Below are 13,204 nucleotides of genomic sequence, written 5' to 3' on the forward strand. Positions count from 1 at the left end.
GGACCGTTCCGCGGCCGGAACATCGGGACGATCTGGATGAATGCTATTGATCTTAATAAACGGCTTAACCAATTGGCACACCCGATGCTCACAGGAGCTCGAGTTCCATGCGGAGGTGACCATGACCCAGCTGCTCATCCAGGATGTGAAGGAAGAATCCATCGATTGCCTGCGGATCCGCGCGACCCTGCACGGCTGGAACGTCCAGACCGAGGCCAAGGCGATCCTGGAGCACGCCGCGGCCGTGGACGAGGTGGAGGCCCTCCGGGGCTGGGGCCAGAACCTGCCCGTCATGGACGACGGCGAGGAGCTCGATTCCGTGGGGCTCCTGCAGCGCTACATGAGCGACATGTGGCCCGACGCTACCGCCTGAACGCGTTCAGCCGCCTGTAGAAGGTGGTCCTCCCGATCCCCAGCCTCCGGGCGGCCTGGGCGACGTTGCCGTGGCAGGCCTCCAGGGCCGCTTCCAGGGCGCGGCGTTCGGCCTCAAAGGCGGCGCCGGCCAGGGTCGAGGCTCCGGCGGCCGGTTCCCCCCCGAGCTCCTGGAAATCCGACGGCTCCAGGGTGTGGGCATCGGTGTTCAGCATGGCCCTTTCCAGGACGTTCTCCAGTTCCCGCACGTTGCCGGGCCAGGCATGGCGTTCCAGAAGCTCCATGGCGGCGGGGCTCAGTTCCTGGCAGAGGGTGCCGTTCTTGTGGCCGATCTTTTCGAGGAGGTGCTCGCACAGGGTCTCCAGATCCCCCATGCGCTCGCGGAGGGGCGGAACGGGGATGCTCAGCACGTCCAGGCGGTAGAAGAGGTCCTTGCGGAAGGTCCCGGCCTTGACCATGGCCGCGAGGTCGCGGTTGGTGGCGGCCATGATGCGCACGTCCACGCGGACGACGCGGTTGGAGCCCAGGGGCTCGAATTCCTGGTCCTGGAGGACCCGCAGCAGCTTGCCCTGGAGGGCCAGGGGCATGTCGCCGATCTCGTCGAGGAAGAGGGTGCCGCCGTGGGCAAGCTCGAACTTCCCCGCCCGGGGCTTGCGGTCCGCGCCGGTATAGGCGCCCGGAGCCACGCCGAAGAACTCGGCCTCCAGCAGGGTGTCCGGGATGGCGGCGACGTTCACCGTGACGAAGGGGCCCTCGGCCCTGGGGCCTCCGGCGTGGATGGCGTGGGCCAGAAGTTCCTTGCCCGTGCCCGTCTCCCCCCGCAGGAGCACCGGGGCCTTCAGGAACGCGGCGCGCCGGGCCAGGCGCTTGGTCTCCATGGTCCCGGGGCTGGTGCCGATGAAGGAGGAGAAGGTGAACCGGGAGCGCCGGGCCTCCGCGAGCTTCTTGTGGGCGTGGGCCAGTTCCGTCTGGAGGTGGTTCAGGCGGTCGTTGAAGGGCTTGAGGGGCTCCAGGTCGCTGTAGAGCGCGAAGGCCATGGCCCCGGCGACCGATCCGTCCTCGTCCCGGATGGGCATGCGGGAGACGACCATGGCGTGCTCCTGGGCCTCGAAGATCTCAAGGAGGATGGGCTTTCCCGTCTCCACCACCTGGCGCATGAGGCTGTTGGGCAGGAAGGTCTCGATCTCCTGTCCCAGGACCGCGGCGGGGTCCACGCCCAGGTTGGCCGCGTACCGCTCGCTGATCATGACGACCCGGACGTCCTTGTCCACGACCAGGCAGCCCTCGGCCAGCTCGTCGAAGCAGTCGAAGACCAGCTGGGTCGCCTTCTGCTTGAGGAGGGTGAAGTCCTGGAAGATCGAGAGGAGTTTGGCCATGGGGGTCAGGCGGTATTATCGCATCCCCCGCCAGAAGGTCGATCCGGTATGCTTCGGGGCCCGCGGGCCCTCGAAGGCGATGTCCGGTTTGACTTCCACCCCGACCCGGCGCCCCTTAAGGCGCAGGGCGTGTCGGCCAACCCAAAGCCATGTCTGTTCATCCGGCTCAGGCTTTGACCACCCAGTCTTTATCCTGCCCTTTCGCGAAAATCCAATTCAACCCGTTACGCAGGGCCAGCGCAGGGATGGGTCTGAGCCCTATTTACTTTCAAAGTCGACCCATCCCGGCATCGGCCCTGCGGAACAGGGATGGACGCAGATGTGCAGGATGAAGGGGATGGCGTTCGCCAATCCCTGTCCATCCGGGGGTGTTTCTCGTCGTTCGGCCATGCCGTGCCGCCCGTATTGCCCCTAGAACCTGAAGCTCAGGGTCCCGACAATGGCGTTCGCCATGAACCCGGCGTCGTAGGCGCCCGGAAGGTTGTAGCCCAGCTCCCCCATGTCCATGCCCAGGTACTTCACCTCCATCCCGACGTTCCTGTTGAAGGCGTAACCCAGCCCCACGTTGTAGGCCAGCCCGTTGTGGGTCTTCCTGCCCCTGGCCGTGACGGGACCGAAGGTCTTCGCCGCGTCCAGGCGGGTTGAGTGGAAGCCCAGCCCCGCGATGAGGTATCCGCCTTCCGCCTCCTCCGCCACGAAGTAGGTGTAGTCGGCCATGAGCAGCAGGGAGTCGGCCTTGTAGCGGCGGTCCCCGCCGCCACGGCTGAAGGCCAGGTAGTCGAGCTTGGGCCTCAGAATGTGGCCGGCGCCGAAGTCGACGGGGGCCTGGATCCCCAGACCGAATCCCAGCCTGTTGTCCAGGCGCCCGGAGTCGGAGAAGGCGCCCAGCGGCTTGGCGAGGTGGATCTGGCCGCCGAAGGAGGCCTCGGCCGCCGCCAGGGGCGCCGCGGCCAGGAACGGCGCGAGAAGGAGCATACGCGGACGGAGCGACATGGTGTCTCCACGGCAAAGGTTGCGTTCGCGGCCTCCCGGGCTCGGGTCCGGCCACAGAGCAGGTGTGCCGGGACCCGCCGCGGGGTTCCGGTGCCGCTCCCGGCGGGCTGGTATGATCCTCGGGTGAACGTGAACGCCCCCGCCCGGACCTTCCGGGACATGGATCCCCCGAGGCTCGCCCAGCTCCTGGACGCGGCCGCGGAACTGGGTCCGTGCAGGGACCTGGGCACGCTGGGGCCGGCCCTGTTCCGGGTGCTGCAGAAGTCCCTGCCCGTCCACCGCATGGCGCTGTGGCTGGGGGACCCCGGGGAGGACCGGCCCGAGACCGCCTGGGCGGCGGAGCTGGGACAGGACGGCTTCCTCGCCCGGGTGGAGCCGATGCCCGACCTGGTGGAACTCACGCGCAACCTCCAGACGGATCTCTGGGATCCGGACGGGACCGGAGGCGGATCGGGGAAGGCCCTGCGGGACCGCGGCTTCAGGTCCTTCGTCCTCCTGCCGCTGCGCACTCCGGAGCAGCTCGTGGGGGGCCTGGCCCTGTCCAGCCGCGCGCCGGCCGCGTTCCGGGAGGCGGGGCCGGCCTACCTGGTCCACCTCGCGAAGTTCGTGGCCTCCTTCACGGTGAAGATCCTGCGCCTGCGCCAGATGGACGAGCTCAACGCGAGCCTCACGCTGGAGCGCGACCAGCAGCGCATCCTGCTCCAGATCACCAACGAGCTGGTGGAGCACCGCGATCCCCGGGACCTCTTCCAGGCCATCTCCAGGAGCCTGCGCGAGCGCTTCTCCTTCGACGGCATCGCGCTGGTGCTCGTCCAGCACGAGGCCGAACCCCTCCTCCGGTTCCTGGACTACCCCACCAACCGCGGCCACATGCAGGAGAACCAGGTCTTCACCGTCAGGAACGGGCCCAGCCAGCGGGCCATGGACCTGCGCCGGGCGCTGGTGTTCACCCGGGCCGAGCTGGACGCCTTCGAGGGGCCCATCCCCCAGGTGCTGGTGAAGGGCGAGGGCCTGGCCACCATGTGCTGCATCCCGCTGGTGTCCCGCAGCCGGGTGATGGGCGTGCTCTCCTTCCTGAGCCGCAGGGGGGACGCCTTCCCGGAGGCCACGGTGGACCTGCTGGGCCGGGTGACGGCCCAGGTGGCCGTCGCCCTGGACAACGCCTTCGCCTACGAGGAGATCCAGACCCTCCGGGACCAGCTGGCCCAGGAGAACCTCTACCTGCAGGAGGAGATGGACAAGGACTTCGGCATGGAGATCGTGGGACGCAGCCCCTCCCTCCAGAAGGTGCTGCGCCAGGTGGAGACGGTGGCCCCGTCGGACGCCACGGTGCTGCTGCTGGGCGAGACGGGCACGGGCAAGGAGCTCATGGCCCGGGCCATCCACTCCCTGAGTCCGCGGGCCGAGCGGGGCTTCGTGCAGATCAACTGCGCGTCCATCCCGGCGGGCCTGGTGGAGAGCGAGCTGTTCGGCCACGAGAAGGGGGCCTTCACCGGCGCCATCGCGCAGAAGACCGGGCGCCTGGAGCTGGCCCACCAGGGCACGCTCTTCCTGGACGAGATCGGCGACCTCCCCCTGGAGCTCCAGCCCAAGCTGCTCCGGGCCCTCCAGGAGCGCGAGTTCGAGCGGGTGGGGGGAACCCGGCCCCGCAAGGTGGACCTGCGCCTCATCGCGGCCACCAACCGCGACCTGACGGCCATGGTGGAGTCCCGGGAATTCCGCGCGGACCTCTTCTACCGCCTCAACGTCTTCCCCATCCGCGTCCCGCCCCTGCGCGAGCGCAAGGAGGACATCCCCACCCTGGTGCGGTACTTCACCCAGAAGTTCGCCCAGCGCATGCACCGCCCCATCGAGTCCATCCCCACCCGGGCCCTGGAGAAGCTGGTGGCCTGGGACTGGCCCGGCAACATCCGGGAGCTGGAGAACTTCATCGAGCGCTCCGTCATCCTCAGCCGCGGCAGGGAGCTGGAGATCCCCTTCTCCGAGCTGGAGACGGCCCGGCCGGCCCCGGCCCCGGCCGCGACGCTGGAGGAGGCCGACCGCGCCCACATCCTCAAGATCCTCGAGGCCTGCCACGGCAAGGTGGGAGGCCCGGACGGCGCCGCGGCGCGCCTGGGCATGAAGCGCACCACCCTGCAGAGCCGCATGCGCAAGCTGGGCATCTGAAGAGTGCCGATATATGGGCAGTGTGCCGATATATCGGCACTTATTTTCGGCACTTCGTCGGCAGGTGGAATCTTTTTATTGATATATTTGAATGTTACCTTTCGGCATAAATCCGGCAACCGTCTGAACGGACGGAGGTTTCCATGCTTCGAATCACACCCAGGGACCAGGACACCGGACTCACCCTGGTTCTGGAAGGCAAGTTGGCCGGCCCATGGGTGGCCGAACTGGCCCAGGCCTGGAGCAGCTGGCAGGGGCGCACCGATCCCGCCAGGGCGGTGCTGGACATGCAGGGCGTGGCCTTCATCGACGAGGCCGGCCGCGAGCTGCTGGCCCGCATCCACGGCGAAGGCGCCGGGCTGGTGGGCTCGGGCTGCTACGTGGGCCCCATCATCCAGTCCATCCTGAACGGCGGGGAACTGGGCGCCGCGGGCGTGCGCTTCCTGTGGCTGCCCCTGCTGGGGCTGGCCGCCGCCGGGGCCCTGGCCGCCGCCGAGCCCGCCGTGCCCCTGAGCCTGGCCCAGGCCCTGGACCAGGCCCTCACCCGCAACCCCGAGATCCACAAGTCGCTCCTCAACATCGCCCAGAGCCAGGACGACCGGCGCCTGGCGGCGTCGGCCCTGATGCCTTCCGTCGAAGGGGTGGCGGCCTACAGCCGCACCAAGCAGAACCTGGACTCCTTCCTGGGCATCCCCAGCCCGGGCGGACCCGACGTGGTGGGGCCCTTCAACGCGGGCCAGGTGGGCATCCGCGCCGAGGCCCCGCTGTTCGACCTGAGCCTCTACCAGCGCTGGACGGCCAGCCGCCACGGCGAGGCCTCCGCGAAGGCCCAGTCCCGGGTGGCGCGGGAGGGCATCGCCGCCCTGGTGGTGGGCCAGTACCTGCGCACCCAGCGGGCCGCGGAATCCGTGAAGGCCGCCCGGAGCCGGGTGGAGCTGGCCGGCGCCCTGGAGAAGCTCGCCGAGGACCAGCAGAAGAACGGGCTGGGCACGAAGCTGGACACCCTCCGGGCCCAGGTGCAGGTGCAGAACGAGCGCCAGCGGCTCATCCAGGCCCAGACCCAGGTCCGCACCGCCCAGTTCGGGCTGGTCAAGCTCCTGGACCTGGAGCCCTCCACGAACATCGTGCTCACGGATCCCCTCACGGCTCCCGAAGCCGCGGCCTTCACCTTCCAGGAGGCCTACGGCCAGGGCCTCGCCCAGCGGCCCGAGGTGGCGGCCCTGGACGCCCGGGAGCAGGCCGCCATGAGCCTTCGCGATTCGGCCCGCAGCCTGCGCCTGCCCTCCCTGGTGGTCACGGGGTCCTACGCGTCCATGGGCCTGTCCCCCAGCCAGCCCTGGGTGCCCACCTACACCGTGGGCCTGGGGGTCAAGGTGCCGCTGTTCACCGGCGGCAGGATCTCCGCCCAGACCGCCAAGGCCAAGCTCGAGCTGGACCGGGTCGCCGAGGAGCGCAAGGAGATCCGGGCCCAGGTCGGCCTCGAGGTCCAGGTGGCCCAGGCCGAGATGGACTCGGCCCGCAGCGAGGTGGACGTCGCCACCCAGGCCGTGGGCCTGGCCCAGGAGGCCCTGGTCCAGTCCCGCCACCGCTTCGAAGCCGGCGTGAGCAACAACATCGAGGTCATCAACGCCCAGGACGAGCTGGCCCGGGCGGAAGACAACCGCATCAACGCCCTTTGGCGCCTGAACCAGTCCCGCGCGGACCTGGCCAAGGCCATGGGCCAGCTGGAACCCCTCTTCGCCGGAAAACGGAGCCGATAATGAGCGAGACGACCGAACAGACCCCCAAGAAGGACCGCACCCGCATGGCGCTCATGACCGCCGGCGTCCTCGCCGTGCTGGTGGCCGGCGGCATGGGGTGGCACTACCGGGACCGCGTCTCCACCGACGACGCCCAGGTCGACGGCCACCTCGTGCCCGTCTCCTGCAAGGTCAACGGCAGCGTGGAGAAGGTCCTGGTGGAGGACAACCAGGCCGTGAAGGCCGGGGACGTCCTGGTGCAGCTGGACGCCCGGGACCTGCAGGCCCGCGTGGACCAGGCCCGGGCCGCCCTCGCCCAGGCCGAGGCCCAGGTGGTCTCGTCCCACGCCGACACCGACAAGGCGCGCAGTTCGTACGACCAGGCCCGCAGCTCGGACCTGCAGGTGGCCGAGGCCAACCTGGAGGCGAGCCGTTCCACCCTGGCCACGGCCAAGGCCGACCTGGAGCGCACCCGTCCCCTGGCCGAGCGCCAGGAGATCTCCGCCCAGGCCTTCGACGCCTACAGGAACCGCTTCGAGGTGGCCGACAGCCAGTACAAGGCCGCGGAGCGCCGCCTCGCCAGCGTCCGCCAGGAGTCCGACATCCGCCGCGCCGGGCTGGGCGCCCAGGAGGCCAGGACCGTCCAGGCCAAGGCCGGCATCCTCGCCGCCAAGGCGAACCTGGAAGCCCTGGAGCTCCAGCTCTCCTACACCCGCATCACCGCCCCCGTGGACGGCGTGGTCACCCGCAAGTCCGTGGAGCTGGGCCAGATCATCCAGCCCGGCCAGGGGCTGCTCACCCTCGTGCCGCTGCACCAGACCTGGATCACCGCCAACTTCAAGGAGACCCAGCTGCGCAAGGTCCGCGCCGGCATGGAGGCCGAGGTCACGGTGGACATGAACGGCATCGTCCTCCACGGGACCGTGGATTCCATCGCCGCCTCCACGGGATCCCGCCTGTCCCTGCTGCCCCCCGAGAACGCCGTGGGCAACTTCGTCAAGGTCGTCCAGCGCATCCCCGTGAAGATCAAGCTGGACGCCAAGGACGCCGCCAACGTCACGCTGCGCCCCGGCATGAACGTCGACGCCACCATCCTCACCCGCTGAGGCCCCGCACATGACGACGGAAACGCGGCACCGGGCCGTAAACCCGTGGCTCATCGCCCTCGTGGTGATGATCGCCACCTTCATGGAAGTGCTGGACACCTCCGTGGCCAACGTGGCCCTGCCCCACATCGCGGGCAACCTCTCGGCCACGGTGGACGAGGCCACCTGGGTGCTCACCTCGTACCTGGTGGCCAACGCCGTGGTGCTGCCCCTGGGCGGCTACCTGGGCGGGCTCTTCGGGCGCAAGCGCTTCTACATGACCTGCGTGGGGATCTTCACGGTCTCCAGCATGCTCTGCGGCCTCGCGCCCAGCCTGCCCTGGCTGATCTTTTTCCGCATCATGCAGGGCCTGGGCGGCGGCGCCCTGCAGCCCACGTCCCAGGCCATCCTGGTGGAGAGCTTCCCCCACGAGAAGCGGGGCGCGGCCATGGCCCTGTACGGCATGGGCGTGGTGCTGGCCCCCATCGTCGGACCCGTGCTGGGCGGATGGATCACCGACAACTACAGCTGGCACTGGATCTTTCTCATCAACATCCCGGTGGGCATCCTGTCGCTGTTCCTCACCTACCGGATGGTGCACGATCCCCCGACCCTCAAGCGCATGTCGATCAAGGAAGGCTTCAAGGTCGACTACCTGGGCATCGGCATCCTCACCCTGGGCCTGGCGGCGCTGGAGATCGTCCTGGACGAAGGCCAGCGGCGGGACTGGTTCGCCTCGAACCTCATCCTCGTCTGCGCCGTGCTGGCCGTGGTGTGCCTGGTGGGCGTCGTGTTCTACCTTCTCAGGAAGGACCACCCCATCCTGGACCTGCGCCTGCTCAAGGACCGCAACTTCGCGGTGTCCACCGTGATGCTCTTCGTGCTGGGCTTCGTGCTCTACGGCAGCCTGGCGCTCCTGCCCATCTTCCTGCAGACCCTTTTGGGCTACACCGCCAGCCTCAGCGGCTGGATCCTCAGCCCCGGCGGGGTGGTGATCCTCCTGATGATGCCGGTGGTGGCCATGCTGCTGCGCAAGTTCGACACCCGGATCCTCATCGCCGCGGGCTTCACCACCTGCGGCGCCGGGCTCCTGTGGATGTCGCGGTTCAACCTGCAGGTGCCCTTCGACACCGCCATGTATTCCCGGTGCCTCCAGAGCTTCGGCCTGGCGTTCCTCTTCGTGCCCATGAACGTCACCGCCTTCCAGAACGTCCCCCTGGAAAAGACCAGCTACGCCACCGGCATGATGAACCTCGTGCGCAACATCGGCGGGTCCACGGGCATCGCCCTGGTGAGCACGATCCTCTCGCGGCGCAGCCAGGTGCACCAGGCCAGCCTCGTGGCCAACCTCCACCCCGCCAGCCTGGCCTACCAGGGCTTCCTGAACAGCGCCAGCCACGTGCTGGTGGCCAAGGGTTCCTCGGGCCCCGACGCCGCGCACCAGGCGCAGGGCATGGCCTACGGCCTGCTCCAGCGGCAGGCGGCGATGATGGCGTTCTCGGACGCGTTCTGGATCATGGGGATCCTGTGCTTCGCGCTGCTGCCGCTGATCTTCCTGATGCGCAGGACCATGGCGGGGAAGAAGCCTGTGGTGATGGATCACTGACCGTAGGCCGTCAGAAAGATCTTTCACAATTCCGTCCCTCGCCGGGGTTCTGATTACCTGATGTGGGGCGATCCTGCTTTTGCTTTTCTCGGCGATCCTCGGCTCCTCGGCGCCTCGGCGATAAGTCCTTTTCCACACCTTGCTGGACTGTTCACTCATGGCCCAATCCTTGAGGCAGATTCAGCAAAAAGCCTTTCGCCGAGGCGCCGAGAAGCCTAGGATCGCCGAGAAATGATAAACAAAGTGAGGCTCCCGCCCGGAGTGAACGCACCTCCTCCCGGATGAGGGGAACGGTACGGGTCGGCACTGGACTGAAATGCTACACGTGTCAGTGCGCGGGAGCCTTCGGCTGGGTCGTGTCCGGCAGTTTCAGGAGGTTCCCGTCGAAGGCCGCCCATGGCACGTGGCCGTTTGCCCTGGCGGTCTCCAGCGCGAGGCAGTCGGAGAAGTCCGCCTTGGAGGCCTTGAACGACGCCACCGCGGCGCTGACGATGGCCTCGTCCTGGAGGTGGAGGTCGGCGTTGCCCAGGAGCGCCTCGAGGACGCCCAGGATCTCCTTGCGGGTGCGGCGGCAGGACGTGGACAGGACCCACACGGTCTCCACGAGGACGACCTGCGGAACCCACAAGGCGCCGCCGTTCCGCTGGCAGCCGTCCGCCGCGGCGCACTGGATGGTAAGCCATTACCGCGGTAGGACAAGGATGCCTTTCGGGAGACATCCGTCAATGGGGATACCCCGGCGTGCAGTATTCGCTGAAGGCCTGCTCCGTCCGGAACCCGGCCTTCTCGTAGAGCCCCAGCCCCATCACCGAGGCGTACAGCACCGCCCTGCGCAGTTCCGCCCGGCGCGCCTCGCGCAGGCAGGCATGCACCAGGGCCCTGCCCAGGCCCTTGCGGCGGAAGGGAGGCCGGGTGGCCACGGCGTAGATCCCCGCGCCCGTGGCCCCCAGGAAGACGCCGGCCGTGGCCGCGGGCAGGCCCCGCCAGGTGGCCAGGAAGGGGACGTGGCCGGGGGTCTTCACCAGGGGCCCGAAGAATTCCTCCAGGTCGGCCGGGGGCGTGTCGAAGGCCTCCCCCAGGATCTCCGTCCAGGCACGCATGGCGCGGGCCGAGGCCACGGGCTGCACCCGGATGGAGGGGGCCGGGGCGTCGAAGCCGGCGCTGGACAGGTCCAGCACCATCTCCCTGGAGGGTTCCGTGGCGTGGAAGCCCGCCTCCAGGAGCCGGGCCGGCTCCTGGCCCTCCTTGAGCATCCAGCTCCAGGGCCGGCCCGCGAAGAAGGCCTCGCACACCTCGAGGGACCGCGCCGTCACCGGGCCCCAGGCGAGGTTGAGGAGGGGCCTGCGCGCCGGGGACTTCAGGAGCAGGAGGTCCTGCTCCTGGAGCACCTCCCAGCCCGGCACGGAGGACATGCCGAGGGTCGACTCCACCAGGTTCCACATTTGAAGGTCTTTCATGGTGAATCCAAGGAAAGGCCCGCGGGCGCGGGATTCCATGGATGCGCCGTCCGCTCTCGCGGTTCCGCTATCTGGCCTGGGCCTGGACCGGCGGCGCCCCCACCTGCAGCGCGTGCCAGCCCCAGCCGAGCCCCGCCGCCAGCAGGAGCCAGCCGATGGGGGACCGCGCCGCGATCCGCACGTCCTGCCAGGACGGCAGCGCCGCATAGATGAGGTTTGCGATGACGTACACGGCCAGCGCCTCCCGCCACCCGAACACCGGCACGCCCCGCAGCCGCCAGACCACCAGGGCGTAGGCCGCAGGCAGCAGGAGCAGCGGGGCCATGCCGATGAAGAAGGCGTTGTACCACCTTATGTGGGTGAAGCTCACCGAGCCCATGGCCCATCCCGTCCCCTCCCGCCGGGGCAGGAGGTTGAAGCCCACCGGCCCGCCGTTGAGGAGGATGCCGAAGACGTAGTGGAGGGCCTCGTGGGCGAAGGTCCCCGGCAGCACCAGCAGCGAAAACACCCAGAAGATCCGGCGGATCCCGTGGAGGCCGAAGAGGGCGGCCACGATGAGGCCGATGTAGATCCATTCGCGCGGGTGGCTAGGCATCCAGGGGCTCCAGGAGGGAGGGGTCGTCGTTGCGCACGTTGCCCACCCGGGGCCCCACGGGGCGCACCTCGAGCCAGGCGTCGGGGCACGGGCGCAGCAGCGCCGTCCCCCCCTCGTCCAGCCACCGGCCGTAGTCCTCCCGCGCCAGGATCACCGGCATGCGGTCGTGGATGGGGGCCATGGCCCCGTTGGCGGTGGTGGTGATGATGGTGCAGGTCTCCAGGACCCCCGACGGCCCTTCCCAGCGGTCCCACAGGCCCGCGAAGGCCAGCAGGCCGCCCCCGGCGGCGCGGATGGCGAAGGGCTGCCTGGGGGTTCCGGCGCGCCACTCGTAGAAGGCGTCGGCGGGGACGATGCAGCGGCTGCGCTTGAAGGGCGCGCGGAAGCTGGGCTTGTCCGCCACGGTCTCGGCCCGGGCGTTGGCCATGCGCGCGCCCATGGAGGGGTCTTTCGACCAGGCGGGGATCAGCCCCCACTGCTGCAGGACGATGACCCGGCCCGCGGCGCCGTTGCGCACCACCGGCACCGGCGTGGTGGGGGCGATGTTGTACCGCGGCTGGAGCAGCGCCTGGGCCTCGGCCTCGAACTGGGCTTCCAGGGACTCGATGGGGGAGGAGAGGGCGTAGCGGCCGCACATGCCCCGATTCTACCCCAGGGGAACCTTGGGGCCCCCGGTGCCATCGGTGAGGCTCGAGCCTGAATCGTGCCGCCATGCCCTCCGTCAACGTCCTAACCCTGCTCCTGCGGTTCGCGAACATCTTCTTCGTGGCCACCGCCCCGCTCCTCTGGCACCGCAACGCCGCCATCCTGAAGAGCACCCCCCTGCTGGGGCTGGGCGCGATCCTGGTGGTGGCCTGGGTGATCTACCGGCCCGCGGCCGTGCCCAAGGTCCTCACGCTGGCCTGGGTGTCGGACGCCCTGTGCGGGGTCCTCCTGCTCGGCCTCTTCGGCCTGCGCCTGGCGGCCCCGCCCTGGGTCTACGGGGCCTTCGCCCTGGCCCTGGGCGTGGGCATGGCCGGCACCGAGGTGGCCGCCATGCGCATGGCGGTGCGGTCCAGCCATCCCCCCGAGCTGCGCAGCCGGATCTCCTGGTTCAGCTTCACCAAGGCCCTGGGCGTGGGTTCGGGCTTCCTGGTGGGGGGGGCCGTGGCGGGCACCCCCCGGGCGGCGGTGCCCGCGCGGGTGCTGGTGGCCCTGGCCGGCGTGGCCATCGTCGCCCTGTCCGCGGCCATCGCCCTGGCCTGGGCAGACCCGGATCCCCCCGACCCCGCGGCGCCCCTGGAGGAGGGGCCCCCCCTGGCCGCCCTGGCCGGCATGGGCCTGATCGCCCTCAATTTCACGGTGATCAACCTGGCCAACGCCCTGATCCCCTACCGCCTTTCCCAGGCGTGCTCCCTGCCCAAGGAGTGGATCGGGGTGCTGCTGGCCGTCGAGGCCTACGCCCACGCCTTCGGCACCCTCGCGTTCAGGAACGGCCTTGGACCGCTGGGGGACCGGAGCTCGTACGCCGTGGGCCTGGGGGGGAGCGTCGCGCTCCTGGGACTCCTGGTGGCCTTCCCCCGCTGCGGACCGGGCGCGTGCCTGACCCTGCTGGCGGGCCTGGGCCTGACCTCGGCGCTGTCCTACATGGCGTCCACGATCCGGTTCTATGCCTGCGCGTTTCCCAGGGCCATCTTTCCCCGGGTCGCGGTGCAGAAGCTGGCGTCGAGCTCGGGGCGGGCGATGGGGAGCTGGCTGGCGTGGAGGGCCGTGGCCTGGCTGGACAGGGGGGGAGGCTGAAGGCTGTTTTTTCCTCATGATTCCCCATATGGACAG

At 69.4% G+C, this 13,204-nt stretch carries 12 protein-coding genes; 6 read left to right on the forward strand and 6 right to left on the reverse strand.

The annotated features are described in order from the left end of the window. Window positions 1–121 precede the first annotated feature (121 nt). Window positions 122–373, forward strand: a complete 252-nt coding sequence (locus tag RAH40_RS03420; protein WP_306600675.1) for a hypothetical protein — start codon at window positions 122–124, stop codon at window positions 371–373. Here the strand turns inward: RAH40_RS03420 and RAH40_RS03425 are convergent. Beyond that, window positions 363–1,748, reverse strand: a complete 1,386-nt coding sequence (locus RAH40_RS03425) for a sigma-54-dependent Fis family transcriptional regulator (protein ID WP_306600676.1) — start codon at window positions 1,746–1,748, stop codon at window positions 363–365. The two genes, RAH40_RS03420 and RAH40_RS03425, sit on opposite strands and share 11 nt — an antisense overlap. Window positions 1,749–2,159: 411 nt before the next feature. Next, window positions 2,160–2,741, reverse strand: coding sequence for an outer membrane beta-barrel protein (locus RAH40_RS03430; RefSeq protein WP_306600677.1), 582 nt, complete (start codon window positions 2,739–2,741; stop codon window positions 2,160–2,162). 123 nt (window positions 2,742–2,864) lie between these two features. Here RAH40_RS03430 and RAH40_RS03435 point away from each other — a divergent pair, with 123 nt between their 5' ends. The 4 genes from RAH40_RS03435 (at window position 2,865) to RAH40_RS03450 (ending at window position 9,337) form a co-directional block, all read left to right on the forward strand. Beyond that, on the forward strand, window positions 2,865–4,907 hold the full coding sequence (locus tag RAH40_RS03435) for a sigma 54-interacting transcriptional regulator (protein WP_306600678.1): 2,043 nt from the start codon (window positions 2,865–2,867) through the stop codon (window positions 4,905–4,907). Window positions 4,908–5,050: 143 nt separating this feature from the next. Then, the gene (locus RAH40_RS03440) at window positions 5,051–6,667 is read left to right on the forward strand and encodes a TolC family protein (RefSeq protein ID WP_306600679.1); all 1,617 of its coding nucleotides are present in this window, start codon (window positions 5,051–5,053) and stop codon (window positions 6,665–6,667) included. Further along, window positions 6,667–7,752 carry an HlyD family secretion protein gene (locus RAH40_RS03445; RefSeq protein WP_306600680.1) on the forward strand — a complete coding sequence of 362 codons (1,086 nt, stop codon included), beginning with the start codon at window positions 6,667–6,669 and terminating at the stop codon, window positions 7,750–7,752. The genes RAH40_RS03440 and RAH40_RS03445 overlap by 1 nt, the downstream gene beginning before the upstream one ends. A 10-nt stretch (window positions 7,753–7,762) precedes the next feature. Continuing rightward, complete coding sequence (locus RAH40_RS03450; protein ID WP_306600681.1) at window positions 7,763–9,337, forward strand: DHA2 family efflux MFS transporter permease subunit; 1,575 nt, start codon at window positions 7,763–7,765, stop codon at window positions 9,335–9,337. Between the two features lie 328 nt (window positions 9,338–9,665). Here RAH40_RS03450 and RAH40_RS03455 read toward each other — a convergent pair whose 3' ends face one another. The 4 genes from RAH40_RS03455 to RAH40_RS03470 all read right to left on the reverse strand — a co-directional run bounded on the left by RAH40_RS03455 (window position 9,666) and on the right by RAH40_RS03470 (window position 12,026). Further along, on the reverse strand, window positions 9,666–9,965 hold the full coding sequence (locus RAH40_RS03455) for a PIN domain-containing protein (protein WP_306600682.1): 300 nt from the start codon (window positions 9,963–9,965) through the stop codon (window positions 9,666–9,668). A 94-nt stretch (window positions 9,966–10,059) separates the two neighbouring features. Continuing rightward, window positions 10,060–10,794: a GNAT family N-acetyltransferase gene (locus RAH40_RS03460; protein ID WP_306600683.1), complete on the reverse strand. Its 735-nt coding sequence runs from the start codon at window positions 10,792–10,794 to the stop codon at window positions 10,060–10,062. Between the two features lie 67 nt (window positions 10,795–10,861). Next, window positions 10,862–11,389, reverse strand: coding sequence for a hypothetical protein (locus tag RAH40_RS03465; protein WP_306600685.1), 528 nt, complete (start codon window positions 11,387–11,389; stop codon window positions 10,862–10,864). Beyond that, the gene (locus RAH40_RS03470) at window positions 11,382–12,026 is read right to left on the reverse strand and encodes an SOS response-associated peptidase (RefSeq protein ID WP_306600686.1); all 645 of its coding nucleotides are present in this window, start codon (window positions 12,024–12,026) and stop codon (window positions 11,382–11,384) included. The genes RAH40_RS03465 and RAH40_RS03470 overlap by 8 nt, the downstream gene beginning before the upstream one ends. A 74-nt stretch (window positions 12,027–12,100) precedes the next feature. Between RAH40_RS03470 and RAH40_RS03475 the strand changes: the two genes are divergently transcribed. Continuing rightward, window positions 12,101–13,168, forward strand: a complete 1,068-nt coding sequence (locus RAH40_RS03475; RefSeq protein WP_306600687.1) for a hypothetical protein — start codon at window positions 12,101–12,103, stop codon at window positions 13,166–13,168. Window positions 13,169–13,204 lie beyond the last annotated feature (36 nt).

The sequence above is a fragment of the Geothrix sp. 21YS21S-2 genome (genome assembly GCF_030846775.1).
Classification (GTDB): Bacteria; Acidobacteriota; Holophagae; order Holophagales; family Holophagaceae; genus Mesoterricola.

Excerpts from the sequence above, each read along its gene's own strand:
- RAH40_RS03420 (WP_306600675.1), top strand. The coding sequence starts at position 122 with ATGACCCAGCTGCTCATCCAGGATGTGAAGGAAGAATCCATCGATTGC.
- RAH40_RS03425 (WP_306600676.1), bottom strand. The coding sequence starts at position 1,748 with ATGGCCAAACTCCTCTCGATCTTCCAGGACTTCACCCTCCTCAAGCAG.
- RAH40_RS03430 (WP_306600677.1), bottom strand. The coding sequence starts at position 2,741 with ATGTCGCTCCGTCCGCGTATGCTCCTTCTCGCGCCGTTCCTGGCCGCG.
- RAH40_RS03440 (WP_306600679.1), top strand. The coding sequence starts at position 5,051 with ATGCTTCGAATCACACCCAGGGACCAGGACACCGGACTCACCCTGGTT.
- RAH40_RS03445 (WP_306600680.1), top strand. The coding sequence starts at position 6,667 with ATGAGCGAGACGACCGAACAGACCCCCAAGAAGGACCGCACCCGCATG.
- RAH40_RS03450 (WP_306600681.1), top strand. The coding sequence starts at position 7,763 with ATGACGACGGAAACGCGGCACCGGGCCGTAAACCCGTGGCTCATCGCC.
- RAH40_RS03460 (WP_306600683.1), bottom strand. The coding sequence starts at position 10,794 with ATGAAAGACCTTCAAATGTGGAACCTGGTGGAGTCGACCCTCGGCATG.
- RAH40_RS03465 (WP_306600685.1), bottom strand. The coding sequence starts at position 11,389 with ATGCCTAGCCACCCGCGCGAATGGATCTACATCGGCCTCATCGTGGCC.
- RAH40_RS03470 (WP_306600686.1), bottom strand. The coding sequence starts at position 12,026 with ATGTGCGGCCGCTACGCCCTCTCCTCCCCCATCGAGTCCCTGGAAGCC.
- RAH40_RS03475 (WP_306600687.1), top strand. The coding sequence starts at position 12,101 with ATGCCCTCCGTCAACGTCCTAACCCTGCTCCTGCGGTTCGCGAACATC.